16 protein-coding genes are annotated in these 20,125 nt (G+C 59.7%); all 16 read right to left on the bottom strand.

The window, feature by feature from the left end; all coding sequences use genetic code 11:
- Positions 1 to 7: 7 nt before the first annotated feature.
- The 16 genes from nuoH to EAH74_RS17330 all read right to left on the bottom strand — a co-directional run bounded on the left by nuoH (position 8) and on the right by EAH74_RS17330 (position 19,907).
- Positions 8 to 1,015, bottom strand: coding sequence for an NADH-quinone oxidoreductase subunit NuoH (gene nuoH / locus EAH74_RS17405; protein ID WP_140680043.1), 1,008 nt, complete (start codon positions 1,013 to 1,015; stop codon positions 8 to 10).
- Positions 1,012 to 3,726, bottom strand: a complete 2,715-nt coding sequence (gene nuoG, locus EAH74_RS17400) for an NADH-quinone oxidoreductase subunit NuoG (RefSeq protein ID WP_140680041.1) — start codon at positions 3,724 to 3,726, stop codon at positions 1,012 to 1,014. Before nuoG ends, nuoH begins: the two co-directional genes overlap by 4 nt.
- Positions 3,727 to 3,863: 137 nt before the next feature.
- Positions 3,864 to 5,219 carry an NADH-quinone oxidoreductase subunit NuoF gene (nuoF, locus tag EAH74_RS17395; RefSeq protein ID WP_123366298.1) on the bottom strand — a complete coding sequence of 452 codons (1,356 nt, stop codon included), beginning with the start codon at positions 5,217 to 5,219 and terminating at the stop codon, positions 3,864 to 3,866.
- Positions 5,216 to 5,713: an NADH-quinone oxidoreductase subunit NuoE gene (gene nuoE, locus EAH74_RS17390; RefSeq protein WP_008146039.1), complete on the bottom strand. Its 498-nt coding sequence runs from the start codon at positions 5,711 to 5,713 to the stop codon at positions 5,216 to 5,218. The genes nuoF and nuoE overlap by 4 nt, the downstream gene beginning before the upstream one ends.
- Before the next feature lie 2 nt (positions 5,714 to 5,715).
- Positions 5,716 to 7,500, bottom strand: coding sequence for an NADH-quinone oxidoreductase subunit C/D (gene nuoC, locus EAH74_RS17385; RefSeq protein WP_074878214.1), 1,785 nt, complete (start codon positions 7,498 to 7,500; stop codon positions 5,716 to 5,718).
- 72 nt (positions 7,501 to 7,572) lie between these two features.
- Positions 7,573 to 8,247, bottom strand: coding sequence for a NuoB/complex I 20 kDa subunit family protein (locus EAH74_RS17380; RefSeq protein WP_008146035.1), 675 nt, complete (start codon positions 8,245 to 8,247; stop codon positions 7,573 to 7,575).
- 10 nt (positions 8,248 to 8,257) lie between these two features.
- Positions 8,258 to 8,671: an NADH-quinone oxidoreductase subunit A gene (locus EAH74_RS17375; RefSeq protein WP_003223812.1), complete on the bottom strand. Its 414-nt coding sequence runs from the start codon at positions 8,669 to 8,671 to the stop codon at positions 8,258 to 8,260.
- 539 nt (positions 8,672 to 9,210) lie between these two features.
- Positions 9,211 to 10,536 (bottom strand): isocitrate lyase, encoded by a 1,326-nt coding sequence (gene aceA / locus EAH74_RS17370; RefSeq protein WP_008032724.1) that lies wholly within the window; start codon positions 10,534 to 10,536, stop codon positions 9,211 to 9,213.
- A 512-nt stretch (positions 10,537 to 11,048) separates the two neighbouring features.
- Positions 11,049 to 11,810 (bottom strand): secretin N-terminal domain-containing protein, encoded by a 762-nt coding sequence (locus tag EAH74_RS17365; RefSeq protein WP_140680039.1) that lies wholly within the window; start codon positions 11,808 to 11,810, stop codon positions 11,049 to 11,051.
- A gap of 214 nt (positions 11,811 to 12,024) precedes the next feature.
- The gene (locus EAH74_RS17360) at positions 12,025 to 12,450 is read right to left on the bottom strand and encodes a GNAT family N-acetyltransferase (protein WP_017339601.1); all 426 of its coding nucleotides are present in this window, start codon (positions 12,448 to 12,450) and stop codon (positions 12,025 to 12,027) included.
- Entirely contained in the window at positions 12,443 to 13,612 is a 1,170-nt protein-coding gene (locus tag EAH74_RS17355) for a cupin domain-containing protein (RefSeq protein WP_140680038.1), read from the bottom strand. Before EAH74_RS17355 ends, EAH74_RS17360 begins: the two co-directional genes overlap by 8 nt.
- Before the next feature lie 86 nt (positions 13,613 to 13,698).
- Entirely contained in the window at positions 13,699 to 15,069 is a 1,371-nt protein-coding gene (gene purB / locus EAH74_RS17350) for an adenylosuccinate lyase (RefSeq protein WP_140680036.1), read from the bottom strand.
- Between the two features lie 126 nt (positions 15,070 to 15,195).
- A complete protein-coding gene (gene hflD / locus EAH74_RS17345) occupies positions 15,196 to 15,819 on the bottom strand; it encodes a high frequency lysogenization protein HflD (RefSeq protein WP_033057057.1) in 624 nt (207 codons plus the stop codon).
- Positions 15,816 to 16,961 (bottom strand): tRNA 2-thiouridine(34) synthase MnmA, encoded by a 1,146-nt coding sequence (mnmA, locus tag EAH74_RS17340; RefSeq protein ID WP_140680034.1) that lies wholly within the window; start codon positions 16,959 to 16,961, stop codon positions 15,816 to 15,818. The genes hflD and mnmA overlap by 4 nt, the downstream gene beginning before the upstream one ends.
- A gap of 59 nt (positions 16,962 to 17,020) precedes the next feature.
- A complete protein-coding gene (locus tag EAH74_RS17335) occupies positions 17,021 to 17,467 on the bottom strand; it encodes an NUDIX hydrolase (RefSeq protein WP_140680032.1) in 447 nt (148 codons plus the stop codon).
- A 214-nt stretch (positions 17,468 to 17,681) separates the two neighbouring features.
- Entirely contained in the window at positions 17,682 to 19,907 is a 2,226-nt protein-coding gene (locus EAH74_RS17330; protein ID WP_140680031.1) for an NADP-dependent isocitrate dehydrogenase, read from the bottom strand.
- Positions 19,908 to 20,125 lie beyond the last annotated feature (218 nt).

Here is a 20,125-nt window from a genome sequence, read left to right as displayed (position 1 = left end):
TCTATCCTCACTGAGCCGCGACGGCGGGCGTGTTGAGCAACACGATCGCAGCGGTCACCAGCATGTTGACGAGGGTCAGCGGCAGGCAGAACTTCCAGCTGAAATCCATCACTTGGTCATACCGTGGGCGCGGAATCGAGGCGCGCAGCAGGATGAAGAACATGATGAAGAACGCGGTTTTCAGTGCGAACCAGATGAACGGGATCTGCGGCAGAATGCCGAACGGACCGTGCCAGCCACCGAAGAACAGGGTCACCAGCAGCGCCGAAATCAATACGATGCCGATGTACTCACCGACGAAGAACATGCCCCATTTCATGCCGGCGTATTCAATGTGGTAACCGTCGGCCAGTTCCTGCTCCGCTTCTGGCTGGTCGAACGGGTGACGGTGAGTCACGGCGACGCCGGCAATGAAGAAGGTCAGGAAACCGAAGATCTGCGGAATGACGAACCACAGGTTCTGCGCCTGGTATTCAACGATGTCGCGCATGTTGAACGAGCCAACCTGGATCACGATGCCCATCAGCGACAGGCCCATGAACACTTCGTACGACACGGTTTGTGCCGAGGCCCGCAAGCTGCCCAACAGGGCGAACTTGTTGTTACTCGACCAGCCGGCGAACAGCACCGCGTAGACCGACAGACCGGCCATGGCGAAGAAGAACAGGATGCCGATGTTGATGTCCGCCACACCCCAGGTCGGGGTGATCGGGATGATCGCGAAGGCAATCAGCAAGGCGCTCATGGCCACGACCGGTGCCAAGGTGAAGATCACCTTGTCGGCGAACGGCGGGGTCCAGTCTTCCTTGAAGAACATCTTGATCATGTCGGCCGCAATCTGGAACGCGCCGAACGGACCGACGCGGTTCGGACCGTAACGGTCTTGCCAGAGGGCGAGCAGACGACGCTCGACCCAGCTCAGCAGCGCGCCGCACACTACAACGGCGAGCAGAATCACGATGGCCTTGAGGACCGCGATGATCACGTCAATCACTTCAGGCGTGAACCAGATCATTGAGCTGCCTCCTGCAGACCGTCAACGGATTTGCCAAAGATCGCTGGCGGAATGCCGGCGATACCGGCCGGCAATGCGACCAGACCGGCACCCAGCTCTTCGTTGATGCGTAGCGGCAGACGCAGGGTCTGGCCGGCCACGCTCAAGCTCAGCAGGGCACCGTCATTGACCCCCAGACGGTCGGCTTCGGATTTGGCCAGCGACACGTAAGCGGCCGGGATGCGCTCCTGAACCGGTGCGGCTTTGGAAGAGTTCTCTTCGCTGCCGAACAGGTGGAAGAACGGCACAACCTGCCAGGTGCCCGGAGCCGGGTTGAACGCACGTGGAACAGCAGCGAACCAGTTCAGCGAATCACCGGTGCTTTCGATCAGGCGGGTGCCCGGGTCGCCAGCGCGGATGTGTCCACCGACTTCGTCCTGGAACTTGTTCCAGGCTTGCGGCGAGTTCCAGCCCGGAGACCAGGCGAATGGCACTTGCTGACGCGGTTCGACCGAGCCCGAGTAACCTTCCATGGAGAACGAGAACGCGGTGTCGTTGTCCTGGGAAGTACGCGGTTCGTGCACGCTGATGTCGGCGCGCATGGCGGTACGACCGGAGTAACGCAGCGGTTCGCGAGCCAGTTTCAGGCCTTTGATACGGAACGCAGCGGACGGTGCAGCGCTGACGATGCCGGCCAGTTGCGGAGTGCTTGCGGCACAGGCAGCAGTGACGTGGTCCAGTTGGGTCCAGTCGATTGGCTGGTTCAGCAGGGTCGAACGCAGAGCATGCAGCCAGCGCCAGCCTTCGTGAACCATGATGCTCGCATCCAGGTAAGTCGGGTCGAAGACCTGGAAGAAGCGCTGGGCGCGACCTTCCTGGCTGACCAGCGTACCGTCGCCTTCCGCGAAGCTGGCGGCTGGCAGAACCAGGTGCGCGCGATCGCTGGTGGCGGTTTTCTGATGGTCCGCCACGATCACCACTTTCGCGGCGTTCAGGGCAGCATCGACCTTGGCTTTGTCGGTGCGGGTGTACAGATCGTTTTCCAGCACGACGATGGCGTCGGCCTTGCCATCGATCACGGCTTGCAGCGCGGCATCGACCGAGTCGCCACCGAGCATGGCCAGGCCGAGGCTGTTGGCCTCTGGCACGATCAGGCTGATGGAACCGTTCTTCTCGCGCAGCTTCAGGGCTTTGGCGATGTTTGCCGCGGCTTCGATCAGCGCCTTGGAACCCAGCGAGGTGCCGGCAATGATCAGTGGACGCTTGGCGGCGAGCAGGGCGTCGGCAATGCGCTTGGCCAGCTCAAGAGCTTCAGCGTCCAGGCCTTCAACGGCAGGTGCGCTGGCGTCGAGGGCGTGAGCCACGGCGAAACCGATGCGGGCCAGGTCGTCTGGCGCGGCGTGTACGCATTCTTCAGCGATGTCATCGAGCTTGGTTTCAGCCAGGCTGGCGATGAACAGCGGGTTCATTTCGTGCTGACCGATGTTCTTCACCGCAGCGTCGAGCCAAGGCTGAACGCGCATGGCATCGGCCATGTCTTCGGCCTTGCCCTTGACCGATTGACGCAGGGACAACGCCATACGGGCAGCGGTCTGGGTCAGGTCTTCGCCGAGGACGAAGATCGCATCGTGGTCTTCGATGTCGCGCATGTTCGGGATCGGCAGCGGGCTGTCTTTGAGCACCTGCATGACCAGACGAATGCGTTCCAGCTCAGCGGCTTCGATCCCGGAGTAGAAGTGCTCGGCGCCGACCAGTTCGCGCAACGCGTAGTTGCTTTCGAGGCTGGCACGCGGCGAACCGATACCGACGATGTTGCGACCGCGCAGCAGGTCAGCCGCTTTATCCAGCGCTTCGTCGAGGGTCAGCTTGGCGCCGTTGGCCAGCTTTGGCTGACGCGGGCGGTCTTCGCGGTTGACGTAGCCATAGCCGAAACGGCCACGGTCGCACAGGAAGTACTGGTTTACCGAACCGTTGAAACGGTTTTCGATACGACGCAGTTCACCGTAGCGCTCGCCCGGGGAGATGTTGCAACCGCTGGAGCAGCCATGGCAGATGCTCGGAGAGAACTGCATGTCCCACTTGCGGTTGTAGCGCTCGGAGTGAGTCTTGTCGGTGAACACACCGGTCGGGCAAACCTCGGTGAGGTTGCCGGAGAACTCGCTTTCCAGGGTGCCGTCTTCAACGCGACCGAAGTACACGTTGTCGTGGGCGCCGAACACACCGAGATCGGTGCCGCCGGCGTAGTCCTTATAGAAGCGCACGCAGCGGTAGCAGGCGATGCAGCGGTTCATTTCGTGACCGATGAACGGGCCGAGATCCTGGTTCTGGTGGGTCCGCTTGGTGAAGCGATAACGGCGCTCGTTGTGGCCGGTCATCACCGTCATGTCTTGCAGGTGGCAGTGACCGCCTTCTTCACAGACCGGGCAGTCGTGAGGGTGGTTGGTCATCAGCCATTCGACGACGCTGGCGCGAAACACTTTCGCTTCTTCGTCGTCGATGGAGATCCAGCTGCCGTCGGTAGCTGGCGTCATGCACGACATGACGATCCGACCACGCTTGTCGTTTTCGTCGGTGTACTGCTTGACCGCGCACTGGCGGCAAGCGCCAACGCTGCCTAGGGCTGGGTGCCAGCAGAAATAAGGGATATCGAGGCCTAGCGACAGACATGCCTGTAACAGGTTGTCTGCCCCATCGACTTCGAGCTCTTTGCCGTCTACGTGGATAGTGGCCATGGTTCAAAGTTCTTCGTTGGCCCGGTGTCAGCGGGCGTGGCTAATGGAATCTTGTTATTCGCGTGAATCAACACAGCCGTTTACGGCGTCATCACACGACAAAGCGAAGGGCACGGACCCTTCGCTTCTTTAAGCGTTTACGCGCCGACTACGATCGGCCTTGCCAGAGGCGGGACGACAGCGCTGGTAGGCGCGATGCCGGCTTCGAACTCATGGCGGAAGTATTTGATTGCGCTGCCCAACGGCTCCACGGCGCCCGGTGCGTGAGCACAGAAGGTCTTGCCTGGGCCGAGGAAGCCGACCAGACCCAGCAGGGTCTCGATATCGCCGGCTTGCCCTTCACCGTCCTCGATGGCGCGCAGAAGCTTGACGCTCCACGGCAAACCGTCACGGCACGGGGTGCAGAAGCCGCAGGATTCGCGGGAGAAGAACTCTTCCATGTTGCGCAGCAGGGAAACCATGTTGACGCTGTCGTCCACCGCCATGGCCAGGCCGGTACCCATACGGGTGCCCACTTTGGCGATGCCGCCGGCGTACATTTGTGCGTCCAGGTGTTCCGGCAACAGAAAACCGGTACCGGCGCCGCCAGGCTGCCAGCACTTGAGCTTGTAACCGTCGCGCATGCCGCCGGCGTAGTCTTCGAACAATTCGCGACCGGTAACGCCGAACGGCAATTCCCACAGGCCCGGATTCTTGACCTTGCCGGAGAAGCCCATGAGCTTGGTGCCCATGTCTTCGCTGCCTTCGCGGGCCAACGATTTGTACCAGTCCACGCCGTCGGCAATGATCGCCGGCACGTTGCACAGGGTTTCAACGTTGTTCACGCAAGTCGGCTTGCCCCATACGCCAACGGCGGCAGGGAAGGGCGGCTTGGAGCGCGGGTTGGCGCGGCGACCTTCGAGGGAGTTGATCAGTGCGGTTTCTTCACCGCAGATGTAACGCCCGGCGCCGGTGTGGACGAACAGCTCGAAATCGAAGCCGCTGCCCAGAATGTTTTTACCCAGCAGGCCGGCTGCCTTGGCTTCTTCCACGGCACGGTTCAGGTGCTTGGCGGCGGTGGTGTATTCGCCACGCAGGAAGATGTAGCCACGGTAGGTTTTCAGCGCGCGAGCACTGATCAGCATGCCTTCGATCAGCAGATGGGGCAGTTGCTCCATCAGCATGCGGTCTTTCCAGGTGTTCGGCTCCATCTCGTCCGCGTTGCACAGCAGGTAGCGGATGTTGATGGATTCGTCTTTGGGCATCAGGCCCCACTTGACACCCGTGGGGAAGCCTGCACCGCCGCGACCTTTAAGGCCGGAGTCTTTCACGGTCTGGACGATGTCGTCCTGAGCCATGTCGGCGAAGGCCTTGCGCGCGGCGGCGTAACCGTTCTTGGCCTGGTACTCGTCGAGCCACACAGCCTCGCCGTCGTCACGCAGGCGCCAGGTCAGCGGATGAGTCTCGGCCGACCGCTTGATGCGGTTGGCAGGACCGAAGGAAGTCAGGGTCATACGTAGCCCTCGAGCAATTTGGCAACGCCGGCAGGCTGCACATCACCGAAAGTGTCGTCGTCGATCATCAACGCCGGCGCCTTGTCGCAGTTGCCGAGGCAGCAGACCGGCAGCAGGGTGAAACGACCGTCGGCGGTGGTCTGACCCAGGCCGATGCCCAGATTGCTCTGGATTTCGCTGACCACGGATTCATGGCCGCCGATGTAGCAGACCATGCTGTCGCAGACGCGAATGATGTGACGGCCGACCGGCTGACGGAAGATCTGGCTATAGAACGTCGCTACCCCTTCAACGTCGCTGGCCGGAATGCCGAGGATCTCGCCGATGGCGTAGAGCGCGCCATCAGGCACCCAGCCACGTTCCTTCTGGACGATCTTCAGGGCTTCGATCGACGCCGCGCGCGGGTCTTCGTAGTGATGCAGCTCGTGCTCGATGGCCGAGCGCTCGGTTTCGCTCAGGGCGAAACGGTCTGTCTGGATAAGCGTGCTGTTCATGCTTAGCGGTCCACGTCGGCCATAACGAAATCGATACTACCCAGGTACGCGATCAAGTCCGCGACCATGCTGCCTTTGATCACCGAAGGGATCTGCTGCAGGTGCGGGAAGCTTGGGGTGCGAATCCGGGTGCGGTAGCTCATGGTGCCGCCATCGCTCGTCAGGTAATAACTGTTGATGCCCTTGGTCGCTTCGATCATCTGGAAGGATTCGTTGGCCGGCATGACCGGGCCCCACGAAACTTGCAGGAAGTGCGTGATCAGGGTCTCGATGTGCTGCAGGGTGCGCTCTTTCGGTGGCGGCGTGGTCAGCGGGTGATCCGCCTTGTACGGGCCTTCCGGCATGTTGCGCATGCACTGCTCGATGATCTTCAGGCTCTGGCGCATTTCTTCGACACGCACGATGCAACGGTCGTAGGCATCGCCATTGGCCGCCAGCGGCACTTCGAATTCGAAGTTCTCGTAACCGGAGTACGGGCGAGCTTTACGCAGGTCGAAATCGCAACCGGTCGAACGCAGGCCGGAACCAGTGACGCCCCATTCCAGGGCTTCTTTGGTGTTGTAGGCGGCGACGCCGATGGTCCGGCCACGCAGGATGCTGTTGTCCAGTGCGGCTTTCTGGTATTCGTCCAGACGCTTTGGCATCCAGTCGATGAAGTCTTTCACCAGTTTTTCCCAGCCGCGCGGCAGGTCGTGAGCGACGCCACCGATGCGGTACCAGGCCGGGTGCAGGCGGAAGCCGGTAATGGCTTCGATCACCGTGTACGCCTTCTGACGGTCGGTGAACGTGAAGAACACCGGAGTCATGGCGCCGACGTCCTGGATGTAAGTCCCCAGGAACAGCAGGTGGCTGGTGATCCGGAAGAACTCGGCCATCATGATGCGGATGACGTCGACCTTCTCAGGGACCTTGATGCCGGCCAGCTTCTCGACCGAGAGCACGTACGGCAGGTTGTTCATCACGCCGCCGAGGTAGTCGATACGGTCGGTGTACGGAATGAAACTGTGCCAGGACTGACGCTCGGCCATCTTCTCGGCACCACGGTGGTGGTAACCGACGTCCGGCACGCAGTCGACGATCTCTTCACCGTCCAGCTGCAGAATGATGCGGAATGCACCGTGCGCGGAAGGGTGGTTAGGACCGAGGTTGAGGAACATGTAGTCCTCGTTCGCACCGGAACGCTTCATGCCCCAGTCTTCAGGCTTGAAGCGCGCGGCCTCTTCCTCAAGCTGTTGCTTGGCCAGGGTCAGGCTGAACGGGTCGAACTCGGTGGCACGGGCCGGGAAGTCCTTGCGCAGCGGGTGACCTTCCCAGGTCGGCGGCATCATGATGCGGGTCAGGTGCGGGTGACCGGCAAAGTTGATGCCGTACATGTCCCACACTTCACGCTCGTACCAGTTGGCGTTCGGCCAGATGCCGGTCACGGTCGGCACGCTGAGGTCGCTCTCGGACAAGGCGACCTTGATCATTACGTCACTATTACGTTCGATCGACATCAAGTGATAGAACACAGTGAAGTCGGCGCCGCTTGGCAGCCCTTGACGCTTGGTGCGCAGACGCTCGTCCACGCCGTGCAGGTCATAGAGCATGACGTACGGCTTGGGCAGGTTACGCAGGAAGGTCAGGACTTCGACGAGTTTGGCACGGGCAACCCAAAGCACCGGCATGCCGGTGCGGGTAGGCTGGGCGGTGAACGCCTCGGGGCCAAAACGGTTGTTCAGTTCGACGACCACATCCTGGTCGTCTGCCTTATAAGGCGGGATGTACAGAGCACTGCCTGTAGTCATGGTTATTTATCGCTTTCGGTCAACGTAAAGAATGAAGCCAGTTTCTCGTTCTATAAAAGAAGCAGGTCTGGATCAGACTTCGTCGGGGCTGCGCAGGTTGGTGACTGCGATTCGCTGTTCGCGGCGCTGTTCCTTTTGCGAAGGCATCTCGGCGCGGTACACGCCTTGATCGCCGACGACCCAGGAAAGCGGACGACGCTCCTGTCCAATCGACTCCTGCAAGAGCATCAAGCCTTGCAGAAAAGCTTCAGGACGGGGCGGGCAGCCAGGCACGTAGACGTCCACGGGCAGGAACTTGTCCACCCCTTGAACGACGGAGTAGATGTCGTACATGCCACCGGAGTTGGCGCACGAACCCATGGAGATAACCCATTTAGGTTCGAGCATTTGCTCGTAGAGACGCTGGATGATCGGCGCCATCTTGATGAAGCAGGTACCGGCGATAACCATGAAATCCGCCTGACGCGGCGATGCCCGGATAACCTCGGCGCCAAAGCGCGCGATGTCGTGGGGCGCCGTGAAGGCGGTGGTCATTTCCACGTAGCAGCACGAAAGACCGAAGTTGTACGGCCACAGGGAGTTCTTGCGCCCCCAGTTGATCGTGCCGTTAAGCACGTCTTCGAGCTTGCCCATGAAGATGTTTTTGTGGACTTGATCTTCTAACGGATCGGAAACGGTTTCCCGTTCGCCAATCGGATACTGCTCGTTAGGAGCATCGGGGTCGATCCTGGTGAGATTGTATTGCATTGCCAAAGCCTCATTGTTTCAGCTTCGCCTGCCGCTTGCGACGAGCTTCCGGAGCCCAGTCAAGGGCGCCCACTCGGAACAGGTAGACAAGACCTGCCAACAGAATTGCTATGAAAACGAGAGCTTCGACGAATCCGGTCCAGCCGCTTTCGCGGACGGACACAGACCAGGCAAAGAGAAAGAGGGCTTCGATATCGAAGATCACGAAGAGCATCGCGACCAGATAGAATTTGGCTGAGAGCCGTAAGCGGGCGCCACCTGTAGGTAGCATGCCGGACTCGAACGGTTCGTTTTTGCTGCGGCCCCAGGCTTTTGACCCGAGGAGGCTGGAGACACCGAGCATGAAGGCACAAAGGCCGACGACGCCCAGAAGGAAAATGGCAAAGCCCCAGTTGTGGGCCATGAGTCCTGTCGCTTCGGGCATGCTGGTAATCCTTAACAGAGAGCAAAGGTCTCTGAGCTTGAAAAGAAACAAAGCAGTGACGATATGTCGCAGCAATCAATCCCGCTGATTTTATGGCACAACACCGTGCAAGTAAAATTCCTATAGCGAAATTATTTACAGGAATAAGGACATAGCGCACCTCCAAAGCCCCGCAGCCCATGCGGTTCGGGCATTAGCCGGCATTTCATCAATTATGTTTTGTAGAGAATGTAACGAACATAGTTGCGGCTAAATGATAATCAATATTGTTTGAGGTGGTTTTTAAACAGTTTAACGGGTAGGGGGCCGGGAAGTTGTCTTATATGCGCGCTACTGCAAGTAGCGAGCGAGGTCGTTTTACCTTCTTTTCCTGATCGAGAAACTGCTCTGGATCAATGATTTTGAGCGCGTTGTGTGAGAGTGAGCGTGTGAAATCGCAGGCAAAAAAAACGCCCCGAACCAGTCGGGGCGTCAGATGTGCGGCGTTGCGGTTAGCTTTCTATTCGGTCCGCAACGGCCGTTTGCTCAGGCGAATCGGATCAGTGGAACTGTTCTTCTTCAGTCGAACCGGTCAGCGCGGTTACCGAAGACGAGCCACCTTGAATCACAGTGGTCATGTCGTCGAAGTAGCCGGTGCCCACTTCCTGCTGGTGAGCCACAAAGGTGTAACCCTTGGCGGCGTCAGCGAACTCTTGCTCTTGCAGCTTCACGTAGGCAGTCATGTCGTTGCGGGCGTAGTCGTGCGCCAGGTTGAACATGCTGTGCCACATGTTGTGAATGCCGGCCAGGGTGATGAACTGGTGCTTGTAGCCCATGGCAGACAGTTCGCGCTGGAACTTGGCGATGGTCGCGTCGTCCAGGTTTTTCTTCCAGTTGAAGGAAGGCGAGCAGTTGTACGACAGCAGTTGGTCCGGGTATTCCTTTTTGATCGCTTCGGCGAAGCGACGAGCTTCGTCCAAATCCGGCTTGGCAGTTTCGCACCAGATCAGGTCGGCGTACGGAGCGTAAGCCAGGCCGCGAGCGATGGCCTGGTCGAGACCGGCGCGCACTTTGTAGAAGCCTTCCTGGGTACGTTCGCCAGTCACGAAAGGCTGGTCGTACGGGTCGCAGTCGGAGGTCAGCAGGTCAGCCGCGTTAGCGTCGGTACGAGCCAGGATGATGGTCGGAGTACCGGCAACGTCAGCCGCCAGGCGAGCAGCGGTCAGCTTCTGTACAGCTTCCTGGGTAGGAACCAGTACCTTGCCGCCCATGTGGCCGCATTTTTTCACGGAAGCCAGTTGGTCTTCGAAGTGAACGCCGGCGGCGCCTGCTTCGATCATGCTCTTCATCAGCTCGTAAGCGTTCAGTACGCCGCCGAAACCCGCCTCAGCGTCCGCCACGATTGGAGCGAAGTAGTCGATGTAGCCTTCGTCGCCCGGGCCTTTACCGGCTTTCCACTGGATCTGGTCAGCACGACGGAACGAGTTGTTGATGCGCTTGACCACGGTTGGAACCGAATCCACCGGGTACAGCGACTGGTCCGGGTACATCGATTCGGCGGAGTTGTTGTCCGCAGCGACTTGCCAGCCCGACAGGTAGATCGCCTGGATACCGGCTTTAACTTGTTGTACAGCCTGGCCGCCGGTCAGGGCGCCCATGCAGTTTACGAAATCTTTCTCAGGACGGAAGGACGGCTTGGCGCCCTGGGTCACCAGGTTCCAAAGCTTCTCGGCGCCCAATTTTGCAAAGGTGTGCTCAGGTTGAACCGAGCCACGCAGGCGGACGACGTCAGCAGCGGAGTAAGCGCGTGTCACGCCTTTCCAGCGTGGGTTTTCAGCCCAATCTTTTTCGAGGGCTGCAATTTGCTGTTCGCGTGTCAGTGCCATGGGGATAAACCTCGTCGCGTCTTTAATCGAAAGTGGTTCTGGGTGGACAATTCCTGCGTGCCAAGTACGCCTTTCAAAGGGGGGCGTAAAAGGCTGCTCGCTGACCAGAAGCTTAGGTGGTCAAGTCGGATTCGGCGGGGATGGCGACGGGATGAACGATGGGCTCGAGGGGAAGTGAGCAGGTAAGGGCGAACTGGCGAGCGCATTCGGGCGTCGTGGGCCTTGGTGCGAACTTCAGTGTGGAGCCGGGTTACCTAATTACGCTTCCGTCCCTCGGGACAACTTCGTTCCAGTCGGCAACCTCGTCAAACACACCTTGTGGGCGGTACAGACACGAAGCGGCTCGCGGGGTAGTTGCGAGCGTCGCCTCGAAGGCCCTTGCCAGGGCCCCTGATTAGCGGGAGCGAGGCCATCATGCCTTTGCTTTTTTGTATCGTCAAACGTTTTGTAGTGCTTTTTTTATGGCACTACATCTTTGGTCTAATACGACTAATCAGTCAGTTTTCGGTGGTTTAGTCCAAAGTATCGACTTTCACCCGCAGGGTCATGTCATCTCGGCCCTGAGTCGAGTAGCTGCGGGTCTGGCCCTGTTTGTCGGCCTGAGTCTGGCGGTTCACGCCGGCCAGGGTGATCCATTCACCCAGTCGTCCCGTGACAGTTGTGTCGGTACTTTGCACATTCACTACATCGGGACGTTCCTGGCTCATGCGGTCACGATTGGTGCTGATCGCCAGGTGAACGATGTCGCCGGTGACGCTGGCGGTGACGTAGAAACCCTGGGTGACGTTGCGGTATTCGGTCTGGCTGCGCAGATCGCCGTAGGAATCGGTCTGAGTGCTGGTGAGCGGAACGCTCTGGCCGACCTGGATCAGTGCCGGTGCGCCTTCGCTGGCCTGAATCTGCTGAATCCCGCCGTCACGGCTGTCGGTGCTGCGATTGATGATGCGAGTCTGGCTCGGTTTGGCGCCATTTACCGAGTAACCCTGATCGCCCTGGAAGTTGTTTTCGTTGGTGTCGACAGTAATCAGCAGGCGCTTGGGTTGGGTGTCGAGTTGGACGATAAGGGCTTTAAGTTCGTCGATCTTGCGCTGATCGGCATTGACAATTAGCTGGTTGCCGTAGGCGCTGACCTGGCCGTCCTTGCCGATAAAATCCTGGGCCATCGGCAGCATGTCGGCACTGGTGTGGTAGTTCAAGGGCACGATCTCGGTGGCGGCCATGACCGAAAAACTGCAGGTCAGCAGCAGCGTGGTGAGCAGGGTGCGTAGGGACATATCCGTTATCTCCGACATCTTGAAGTGTTGATATTGCCAGTTTGTCGGCCCGGCGTGGGGCAAGTTGAATCGTAGACAGCAAAACGCCCCGGCATCCGAAGATGGCGGGGCGTTTGTGGTGTTCTTCAGGGCCTCTTCGCGAGCAGGCTCGCTCCCACAGGTTCAGCGCAATCCTTGTGGGAGCGAGCCTGCTCGCGAAGGGTGCGACTCGGTATTAAGCCGAATGACGCACCATGTCCACATGCGGAATGCCTGCTTCCAGGAATTCTTCACTGACCAGGCTGAAGCCCAGGCGCTCATAGAACGCCGTGGCCTGTACCTGTGCGCTCAGCATCTGCTGCTTCAGTCCGCGCTTTTCGGCTTCACCGATCACTGCTTGCATCAGCGCATCGCCGACTTTCAAGCCGCGCCAGTCTTTCAGCACCGACACCCGGCCGACGTGGCCGTCGGGCAGCAAGCGAGCGGTGCCAATCGGAAAGTCGCCTTCAAAGGCCAGAAAATGCACCGCCGTTGCGTCATCAGCATCCCATTCCAGTTCAGGTGGAACAGATTGCTCGGCGATGAACACCGTCTCACGAATGCGCCGAATCTCGGCGTTGTCCTTTTGCCAGTCTGCGACACGTACGTGAATTTTATTCATCAGCAAACCCCAGGCTGCCTTGCTTGACCAGTTCACACAGCAGGCCGCGGCCGTCTTCGTCGCTCAACCAGTCGCCAAGGTTATCGGTGTGCAAGGCGTCGGCGGCGCAGATCATTTTCAGCAGCTCGCGCAGTTTGCCCGGCAGGTAACGGCTCTGACCGCTGGCGAACAGCAGCAGGTCGTCATCCACTTCAGACCAGGCCATGCGGGCGCTCGGGTTGCGGATCAATACCGCGCCTTGCTCAAGACTGGCGAGCAGGTCTTCTTCTTCCATTTCTTCCGGGCCAGCCACCAGTTCTGGATAGCGCGGTTCGGTCATGAACTGGCCAAACCAGGTCAGCAGCAGGCGCTCGTCGCTCATGTGTTCGGCCAGCAGGCCTTTCAAGCGATCAAGAGCGTCGTGCTGGATCTGATGCGGATCGACAGCAGGCAGAGCGTCGGCGTCGGTGTAGCGTTCTTCGTCCGGCAGGAACTGGCTGAGGAAGTCGGTGAAGTGAGTCAGCACTTCAGCGGCGCTCGGCGCACGGAAACCGACCGAGTAAGTCAGGCAGTCATCAACGGCAACGCCGCAGTGGGCCAGGCGCGGCGGCAGGTAGAGCATGTCGCCCGGTTCCAGAACCCATTCGTCGGTCGCTTCGAAGTCGGCAAGGATGCGCAGGTCGGCGTGTTGCAGCAGCTTGCTCTCGGAGTCGCACATCTGGCCGATTTTCCAGTTGCGCTTGCCGTGACCTTGCAGCAGGAACACGTCGTAGTTGTCGAAGTGCGGACCGACACTGCCACCCGGGGCGGCGAAGCTGATCATCACATCGTCGACACGCCAGCTCGGCAGGAAGCGGAAGTTTTCCAGCAACTCGGCAACTTCCGGCACGAATTGGTCGACGGCTTGAACCAGCAGGGTCCAGTCGCGTTCCGGCAATTTGCTGAATTCGTCTTCGGCGAATGGGCCGCGGCGCAGTTCCCAAGGGCGCTCGCCGTGCTCGATCACCAGGCGCGATTCAACTTCTTCTTCCAGCGCCAGGCCGGCCAGTTCGTCGGCGTCGATCGGGCTTTCGAATTCAGGAATCGCCTGACGGATCAGCAGGGGTTTTTTCTGCCAGTAGTCGCGCAGGAATTCGCGCGCCGTGATGCCGCCCAGAAGTTGAAGAGGAATGTCAGGATTCATGTGTAACCTATTGAAAAAAAGTACTTTTCAGACGGGAATAAAAACGCCCGGCGCTGCCGGGCGTCTCAAAAGGGTAAAGCGGTCGATCAGATGCGTTTGGCTTGCTCTACAGCGTTACCAATGTAGTTCGCCGGGGTGAGCAGTTTCAGCTCGGCCTTGGCCGAGGCTGGCATGTCCAGGCCGTCGATGAAAGTTTGCAGTGCTTCAGGGCTGATGCCCTTGCCACGGGTCAACTCTTTCAGTTTTTCGTACGGGTTTTCGATGTTGTAGCGACGCATCACGGTTTGGATTGGCTCGGCCAATACTTCCCAGCACGCGTCCAGGTCAGCAGCAATCTTCTGAGCGTTGAGCTCCAGTTTGCTGATGCCTTTGAGGCTGGCTTCGTACGCGATCACGCTGTGGGCGAAGCCGACACCGAGGTTGCGCAGAACGGTGGAGTCGGTCAGGTCACGCTGCCAGCGGGAGATCGGCAGCTTGCTCGCCAGGTGCTGGAACAGTGCGTTGGCGATGCCCAGGTTGCCTTCGGAGTTCTCGAAGTCGATCGGGTTGACCTTGTGCGGCATGGTCGACGAACCGATTTCGCCCGCGATGGTGCGCTGTTTGAAATAGCCCAGGGAAATGTAGCCCCAGATGTCGCGGTCGAAGTCGATCAGGATGGTGTTGAAGCGCGCGATCGCGTCGAACAGCTCGGCGATGTAGTCGTGCGGTTCGATCTGCGTGGTGTACGGGTTGAAGCCCAGGCCCAGCTCGTCTTCGATGAAGGCGCGGGCGTTCTCTTCCCAATCGATCTCAGGGTAGGCCGACAGGTGAGCGTTGTAGTTGCCGACAGCGCCGTTGATCTTGCCCAGCAGCGGAACGGCAGCGACTTGAGCGATTTGACGCTCCAGACGGTAAACCACGTTCGCCAGCTCTTTGCCCAGGGTGGTCGGCGAGGCCGGTTGACCGTGGGTGCGCGACAGCATCGGCACGTCAGCGAAACGGATGGCCAGTTCGCGGATGGCTTCGGCAGTCTGGCGCATCAGCGGCAGCATCACGTCATCACGGCCTTCACGCAGCATCAGGGCGTGGGACAGGTTGTTGATGTCCTCGCTGGTGCAGGCAAAGTGGATGAATTCGCTGACAGCAGCCAGTTCCGGCAGCTTGGCCGCTTGCTCTTTGAGCAGGTACTCAATGGCTTTGACGTCGTGGTTGGTGGTGCGCTCGATCTCTTTGACACGCTCGGCGTGCTCCAGAGCGAAATTTTCCGCCAGGGTGTTCAGCACAGCGTTGGCTTCGGCGGAGAACGCCGGCACTTCGCTGATGCCAGGGTGAGCGGCCAGGCGCTGGAGCCAGCGCACTTCAACCAGAACGCGAGCACGGATCAGGCCGTATTCGCTGAAAATTGGGCGCAGGGCCTGGGTTTTGCCGGCGTAGCGGCCGTCAACAGGGGAAACCGCAGTGAGCGAAGAAAGCTGCATGGGGTGTTCTCGGACAGTCGGGCAACGAAATGGGGCGCGTATCATACATGAAAAAATCCGCCGGTCCGTTGCCAACTGACCAGCGTCTTACGCGTTACAAATTACAAAAGGTCTTGCGGGCGCGGTTCAGCTGCTGCGCATCAGCGGGTAAAGCTCTTTGAGCAACTTGCGGCGGCTGATCACCAGCTGCCAGCGATGACCGCCCAACTGCCGCCACAGGCGCGCCGATCGAATCCCGGCCAGCAACAGGGCGCGGATTTTCGAAGCGTTGCTCGGTTGCTGCAGGTTGCGCATGTCGCCATGGACCTGAATCCGTTGGCGCAAGGTGCTCAGGGTGTCCTGGTACAGCGCACCGCAGGCAGCAATGACGTTTTCGTGAGCCGGGCCGAAGTGCTCGACCTGGGATTGAATCTGCGGCAAACGCTTGCCGATCACGTCTAGCATGTCGTTGCGCTTGGCCAGCTGACGCTCCAGGCCGAGCATTGCCAGCGCATAGCGCAGTGGTTCGCGCTGAAGGGTGCTCGGGTCGCGTTCCAGGGCGCCGATCAATGCGCGGTAACCTTCACGCAGATTGATGTCGTCGCCGCCGTAGACTTCCAGGGTGTCTTTGGGGTCGCGAATCAGCAGGCTACCGAGCATGCACGTCAGGCCGGCTTCGGCGGTCTGGCCGGTCTTGGCGATCTTGTCGACCAGCACGGCGGCGAGAAACACGCCGCCCAGAGCCGTCAGTTGCTCCTGAGTCGGGCTCATTGCTGCTCGCCTTGAGGAGTGCCTTTGCTGGTCCACGGCTCTGCGACTTCGATCACGCCGCCACCGAGGCAGATTTCGCCGTCATAGAACACCACGGACTGGCCTGGGGTGACCGCGCGTTGCGGGTCATCGAAGGTCGCGCGGTAGCCGTTGGCGGTCTTTTCCAGCGTGCAGGGTTGATCGCTCTGGCGATAACGGACTTTGGCCGTCAGTTTGCGCGGCTCGGTCAAGTCGATCGGGTTGACCCAATAGATGTCCGAGGCGAGCAGGGCGCGGGAGAACAGGTACGGGTGGTCATTGCCCTGGCCAACGATCAATTCGTTGTGCTCCAGGTCTTTGATCAGCACGTACCACGGCTCGTCGCTGGCGTCTTTCAAGCCGCCAATGCCCAGGCCCTGACGCTGGCCGATGGTGTGATACATCAAGCCGTGGTGACGGCCGATGACTTCACCTTCGGTGGTCTTGATCTCGCCGGGCTGGGCTGGCAGGTATTGTTTGAGGAAGTCGCTGAAGCGGCGTTCGCCGATAAAGCAGATTCCGGTGGAATCCTTTTTCTTCGCGGTGGCCAGTTCGTGTTTCTCGGCAATCGCGCGCACTTCGGGTTTTTCCAGCTCGCCGACCGGGAACAGGGTCTTGGCGATCTGTTCACCACCGACGGCGTGCAGGAAGTAACTCTGGTCCTTGTTCGGGTCCAGGCCCTTGAGCAGCTCGGTGCGGCCATTGATGTCGCGACGGCGCACGTAGTGGCCGGTGGCGATCAGGTCGGCGCCGAGCATCATGGCGTAGTCGAGGAACGCCTTGAACTTGATCTCGCGGTTACACAGGATGTCCGGGTTCGGCGTGCGACCGGCCTTGTATTCGGCCAGGAAGTGCTCGAACACGTTGTCCCAGTACTCGGCGGCGAAGTTGGCGGTGTGCAGCTTGATGCCAATTTTGTCGCACACGGCCTGAGCGTCCGCCAGGTCATCCATGGCGGTGCAGTATTCCGTTCCATCGTCTTCTTCCCAGTTCTTCATGAACAGGCCTTCCACCTCATAACCCTGCTCGATCAGCAGGAGAGCGGAAACGGAAGAGTCCACGCCGCCGGACATGCCGACAATGACGCGCTTCTTTTGTGTGTCAGAAGGGGCTGGATCACGCATAGGGATTCAATGAGTGTCTTTAAAAAGGACGCGATTCTAACAGGCTGAAGCCCGCAAGGCTAAAGAGAAGGGCGGATCAGTTCGAGACCGAAGTGTTGGCCGTCCAGATAATCATCGATACAGCGGATGATCAGCTCACTGCGCCAGTTTGCGCGCTGTGCCATGAGTTCGTCACGCGTCAGCCATTTTGCGCCGACGATGCCGTCGTCCAGCTGATAGTCGGGGTGATGTTTGAGCGGTTTTGCAGTGAAGCAGACCCGCTGATAAGTCACGCCGTTGCTCGGAGCGGTGTAGAGGTAAATGCCCACCACGCCGGTCGGCTCGACGTCCCAGCCGGTTTCTTCGAGGGTTTCGCGTACAGCGGCTTCGATCAGGGTTTCGTCCGGGTCGAGGTGACCGGCGGGCTGGTTGAGCACCGTTCGTCCGCCCTTGGATTCTTCGACCATCAGGAAGCGGCCGTTGTCTTCGACGATGGTCGCGACGGTGATGTGGGGTAGCCAATCCATGAGACTTCCTCGATTTTTTATGTTGGAACAAAGATCAATGTGGGAGCGAGCCTGCTCGCGAAAGCGGTAGGTCAGTCAATACAGGATTGAAGGATATACCGCATTCGCGAGCCGGCTCGCTCCCACAAGGGCCGGGTCAGGCAGATAAATTTGTGTGAATGCCACAAACAGAAACCCCGGCGCAGGGCCGGGGCTTCTTTGCATCCTTACAACCTTAAACCAGCGCAGCGATCGCGGCGTTGAAGGTGTTGCTCGGGCGCATGGCCTTGCTGATCAGCTCGGCATTGGCGTGGTAGTAACCGCCGATGTCCACTGGCTTGCCCTGAACGGCGTTGAGCTCGGCAACGATGGTTGCTTCGTTCTCGGTCAAGCTTTTTGCAAGCTGGCCAAACTGCGCTTGCAGTGCAGTGTCTTCGGTCTGGGCGGCCAGGGCCTGAGCCCAGTACAGCGCCAGATAGAAGTGGCTGCCGCGGTTGTCGATGTTGCCGACTTTGCGCGATGGCGACTTGTTGTTGTCCAGGAACTGGCCGGTGGCCTGATCCAGGGTCTTGGCCAGCACCAGCGCTTTAGGGTTGTTGTAAGTAACACCCAGATGCTCAAGGGAGGCGGCCAGGGCCAGGAACTCGCCCAGGGAATCCCAGCGCAGGAAGTTTTCTTCCAGCAGTTGCTGAACGTGCTTCGGTGCCGAACCGCCAGCGCCGGTTTCGAACAGACCACCGCCATTCATCAGCGGCACGATCGACAGCATCTTGGCGCTGGTGCCCAGTTCCATGATCGGGAACAGGTCAGTCAGGTAGTCGCGCAGTACGTTGCCGGTCACCGAGATGGTGTCCTTGCCTTCGCGAGTGCGACCCAGGGTGAAGGCCATCGCGTCGACTGGCGACATGATGCGGATGTCCAGGCCGGAGGTGTCGTGATCCTTCAGGTAAGCCTGAACTTTCTCGATCACTACGCCGTCGTGGGCGCGCATTGGGTCCAGCCAGAAAATCGCTGGAGTGCTGCTGGCGCGAGCACGGTTGACGGCCAGTTTGACCCAGTCCTGGATCGGCGCGTCTTTGGTCTGGCACATGCGGAAGATGTCGCCGGCTTCAACCGACTGCTCCAGCAAGGTGCGGCCAGCGCCATCGGAAACCCGAACCACGCCGTTTGCCTTGATCTGGAAAGTCTTGTCGTGCGAACCGTACTCTTCGGCTTTTTTTGCCATCAGGCCAACGTTTGGCACGCTGCCCATGGTGGTTGGGTCGAAAGCGCCGTGCAGCTTGCAGTCTTCGATCACCGCCTGGTAGATGGTGGCGTAGCAGCGATCCGGGATCACAGCCTTGGTGTCGTGCAGCTGGCCGTCGGTGCCCCACATCTTGCCGGAGTCACGGATCATCGCCGGCATCGAGGCGTCGACGATAACGTCGCTCGGCACGTGCAGGTTGGTGATGCCTTTGTCGGAGTTGACCATGGCCAACGACGGACGAGCGGCGTAGACCGCCTGGATGTCCGCTTCGATCTGCGCTTGTTGCTCGGCCGGCAGGGCTTTGATGCGAGCGTACAGGTCGCCGATGCCGTTGTTCAGGTTGAAGCCGATCTGCGCCAGCACGTCAGCGTGCTTGGCCAGTGCGTCTTTATAGAACTCGGCAACGATCTGGCCGAACATGATCGGGTCGGAGACCTTCATCATGGTGGCTTTCAAGTGGACCGACAGCAGCACGCCTTTTTGCTTGGCGTCTTCGATCTCGGCAGCGATGAAGCTGCGCAGGGCGTTTTTGCTCAGTACCGCGCAATCGAGGATCTCACCGGCTTGCACGGTGGTTTTTTCTTTCAGGACGGTGGTGGTGCCGTCTTGAGCGATCAGTTCGATTTTGACGGCGTCAGCGGCGTCGATCAGGGCAGCTTTTTCGCTGCCGTAGAAATCGCCGGTGCTCATGTGCGCGACGTGGGACTTGGAGTCCGCAGCCCAGGCGCCCATTTTGTGCGGGTGCTTGCGTGCGTAGTTCTTGACCGACAGCGGTGCACGGCGATCGGAGTTGCCTTCGCGCAGAACCGGGTTCACGGCGCTGCCCTTGATCTTGTCGTAACGTGACTTGGCGAGCTTGTCGGCGTCGCTGGTCACGGTTTCCGGGTAGTCAGGCAGTGCGAAGCCCTGGGCTTGCAGTTCCTTGATCGCGGCTTGCAGTTGCGGAACCGAGGCGCTGATGTTCGGCAGCTTGATGATGTTGGCTTCAGGCGTAACGGCCAGGTCGCCCAGTTCAGCGAGGTGGTCGGCTACGGCTTTGTCACCCAGTTGCTCGGGGAAGCTGGCCAGGATGCGCCCTGCAAGAGAGATATCGCGGGTTTCCACGGCGATATCAGCGGAGGCGGTGAAGGCCTCTACGATAGGCAACAGTGAATAAGTGGCGAGGGCGGGAGCTTCGTCGGTGAAGGTATAGATGATCTTCGAGCGGGTGGGCATATTCGGATTAACTCTCTCTTCTTTGCTAAAGCGTGCGCAGAAAAACTCGAGGGGCGCCGGGTAAGCGCGTTCGTTCAAAGTCATCCATGAGCCGAATGTCGAGATTTGTGCGCGGTGATGTTGGGTGCATCAGTCGAGCGTCAAGCGGGTGGACTGCGGTAACAGCCCTGCTTTTTCGGGCTCAAAGTCTCGTAGTAGAGAGATCGGCCGTCGTGACT

Source organism: Pseudomonas mandelii (genome assembly GCF_006438925.1).
GTDB lineage: Bacteria > Pseudomonadota > Gammaproteobacteria > Pseudomonadales > Pseudomonadaceae > Aquipseudomonas > Aquipseudomonas mandelii_C.
The sequence above is the reverse complement of the archived record's forward strand: the minus strand, read 5'-3'. Positions and strand labels throughout refer to the sequence as shown.

What these genes read in the sequence shown, in the direction of transcription:
- nuoF (WP_123366298.1), bottom strand. Translation starts at nt 5,219, where the DNA reads ATGACCCTGACTTCCTTCGGTCCTGCCAACCGCATCAAGCGGTCGGCC.
- EAH74_RS17355 (WP_140680038.1), bottom strand. Translation starts at nt 13,612, where the DNA reads ATGAATCCTGACATTCCTCTTCAACTTCTGGGCGGCATCACGGCGCGC.
- purB (WP_140680036.1), bottom strand. Translation starts at nt 15,069, where the DNA reads ATGCAGCTTTCTTCGCTCACTGCGGTTTCCCCTGTTGACGGCCGCTAC.
- nuoC (WP_074878214.1), bottom strand. Translation starts at nt 7,500, where the DNA reads ATGACTACAGGCAGTGCTCTGTACATCCCGCCTTATAAGGCAGACGAC.
- nuoG (WP_140680041.1), bottom strand. Translation starts at nt 3,726, where the DNA reads ATGGCCACTATCCACGTAGACGGCAAAGAGCTCGAAGTCGATGGGGCA.
- nuoH (WP_140680043.1), bottom strand. Translation starts at nt 1,015, where the DNA reads ATGATCTGGTTCACGCCTGAAGTGATTGACGTGATCATCGCGGTCCTC.
- EAH74_RS17380 (WP_008146035.1), bottom strand. Translation starts at nt 8,247, where the DNA reads ATGCAATACAATCTCACCAGGATCGACCCCGATGCTCCTAACGAGCAG.
- aceA (WP_008032724.1), bottom strand. Translation starts at nt 10,536, where the DNA reads ATGGCACTGACACGCGAACAGCAAATTGCAGCCCTCGAAAAAGATTGG.
- hflD (WP_033057057.1), bottom strand. Translation starts at nt 15,819, where the DNA reads ATGAGCCCGACTCAGGAGCAACTGACGGCTCTGGGCGGCGTGTTTCTC.
- EAH74_RS17335 (WP_140680032.1), bottom strand. Translation starts at nt 17,467, where the DNA reads ATGGATTGGCTACCCCACATCACCGTCGCGACCATCGTCGAAGACAAC.
- nuoE (WP_008146039.1), bottom strand. Translation starts at nt 5,713, where the DNA reads ATGAACAGCACGCTTATCCAGACAGACCGTTTCGCCCTGAGCGAAACC.
- EAH74_RS17365 (WP_140680039.1), bottom strand. Translation starts at nt 11,810, where the DNA reads ATGTCCCTACGCACCCTGCTCACCACGCTGCTGCTGACCTGCAGTTTT.
- EAH74_RS17360 (WP_017339601.1), bottom strand. Translation starts at nt 12,450, where the DNA reads ATGAATAAAATTCACGTACGTGTCGCAGACTGGCAAAAGGACAACGCC.
- mnmA (WP_140680034.1), bottom strand. Translation starts at nt 16,961, where the DNA reads ATGCGTGATCCAGCCCCTTCTGACACACAAAAGAAGCGCGTCATTGTC.
- EAH74_RS17375 (WP_003223812.1), bottom strand. Translation starts at nt 8,671, where the DNA reads ATGCCCGAAGCGACAGGACTCATGGCCCACAACTGGGGCTTTGCCATT.
- EAH74_RS17330 (WP_140680031.1), bottom strand. Translation starts at nt 19,907, where the DNA reads ATGCCCACCCGCTCGAAGATCATCTATACCTTCACCGACGAAGCTCCC.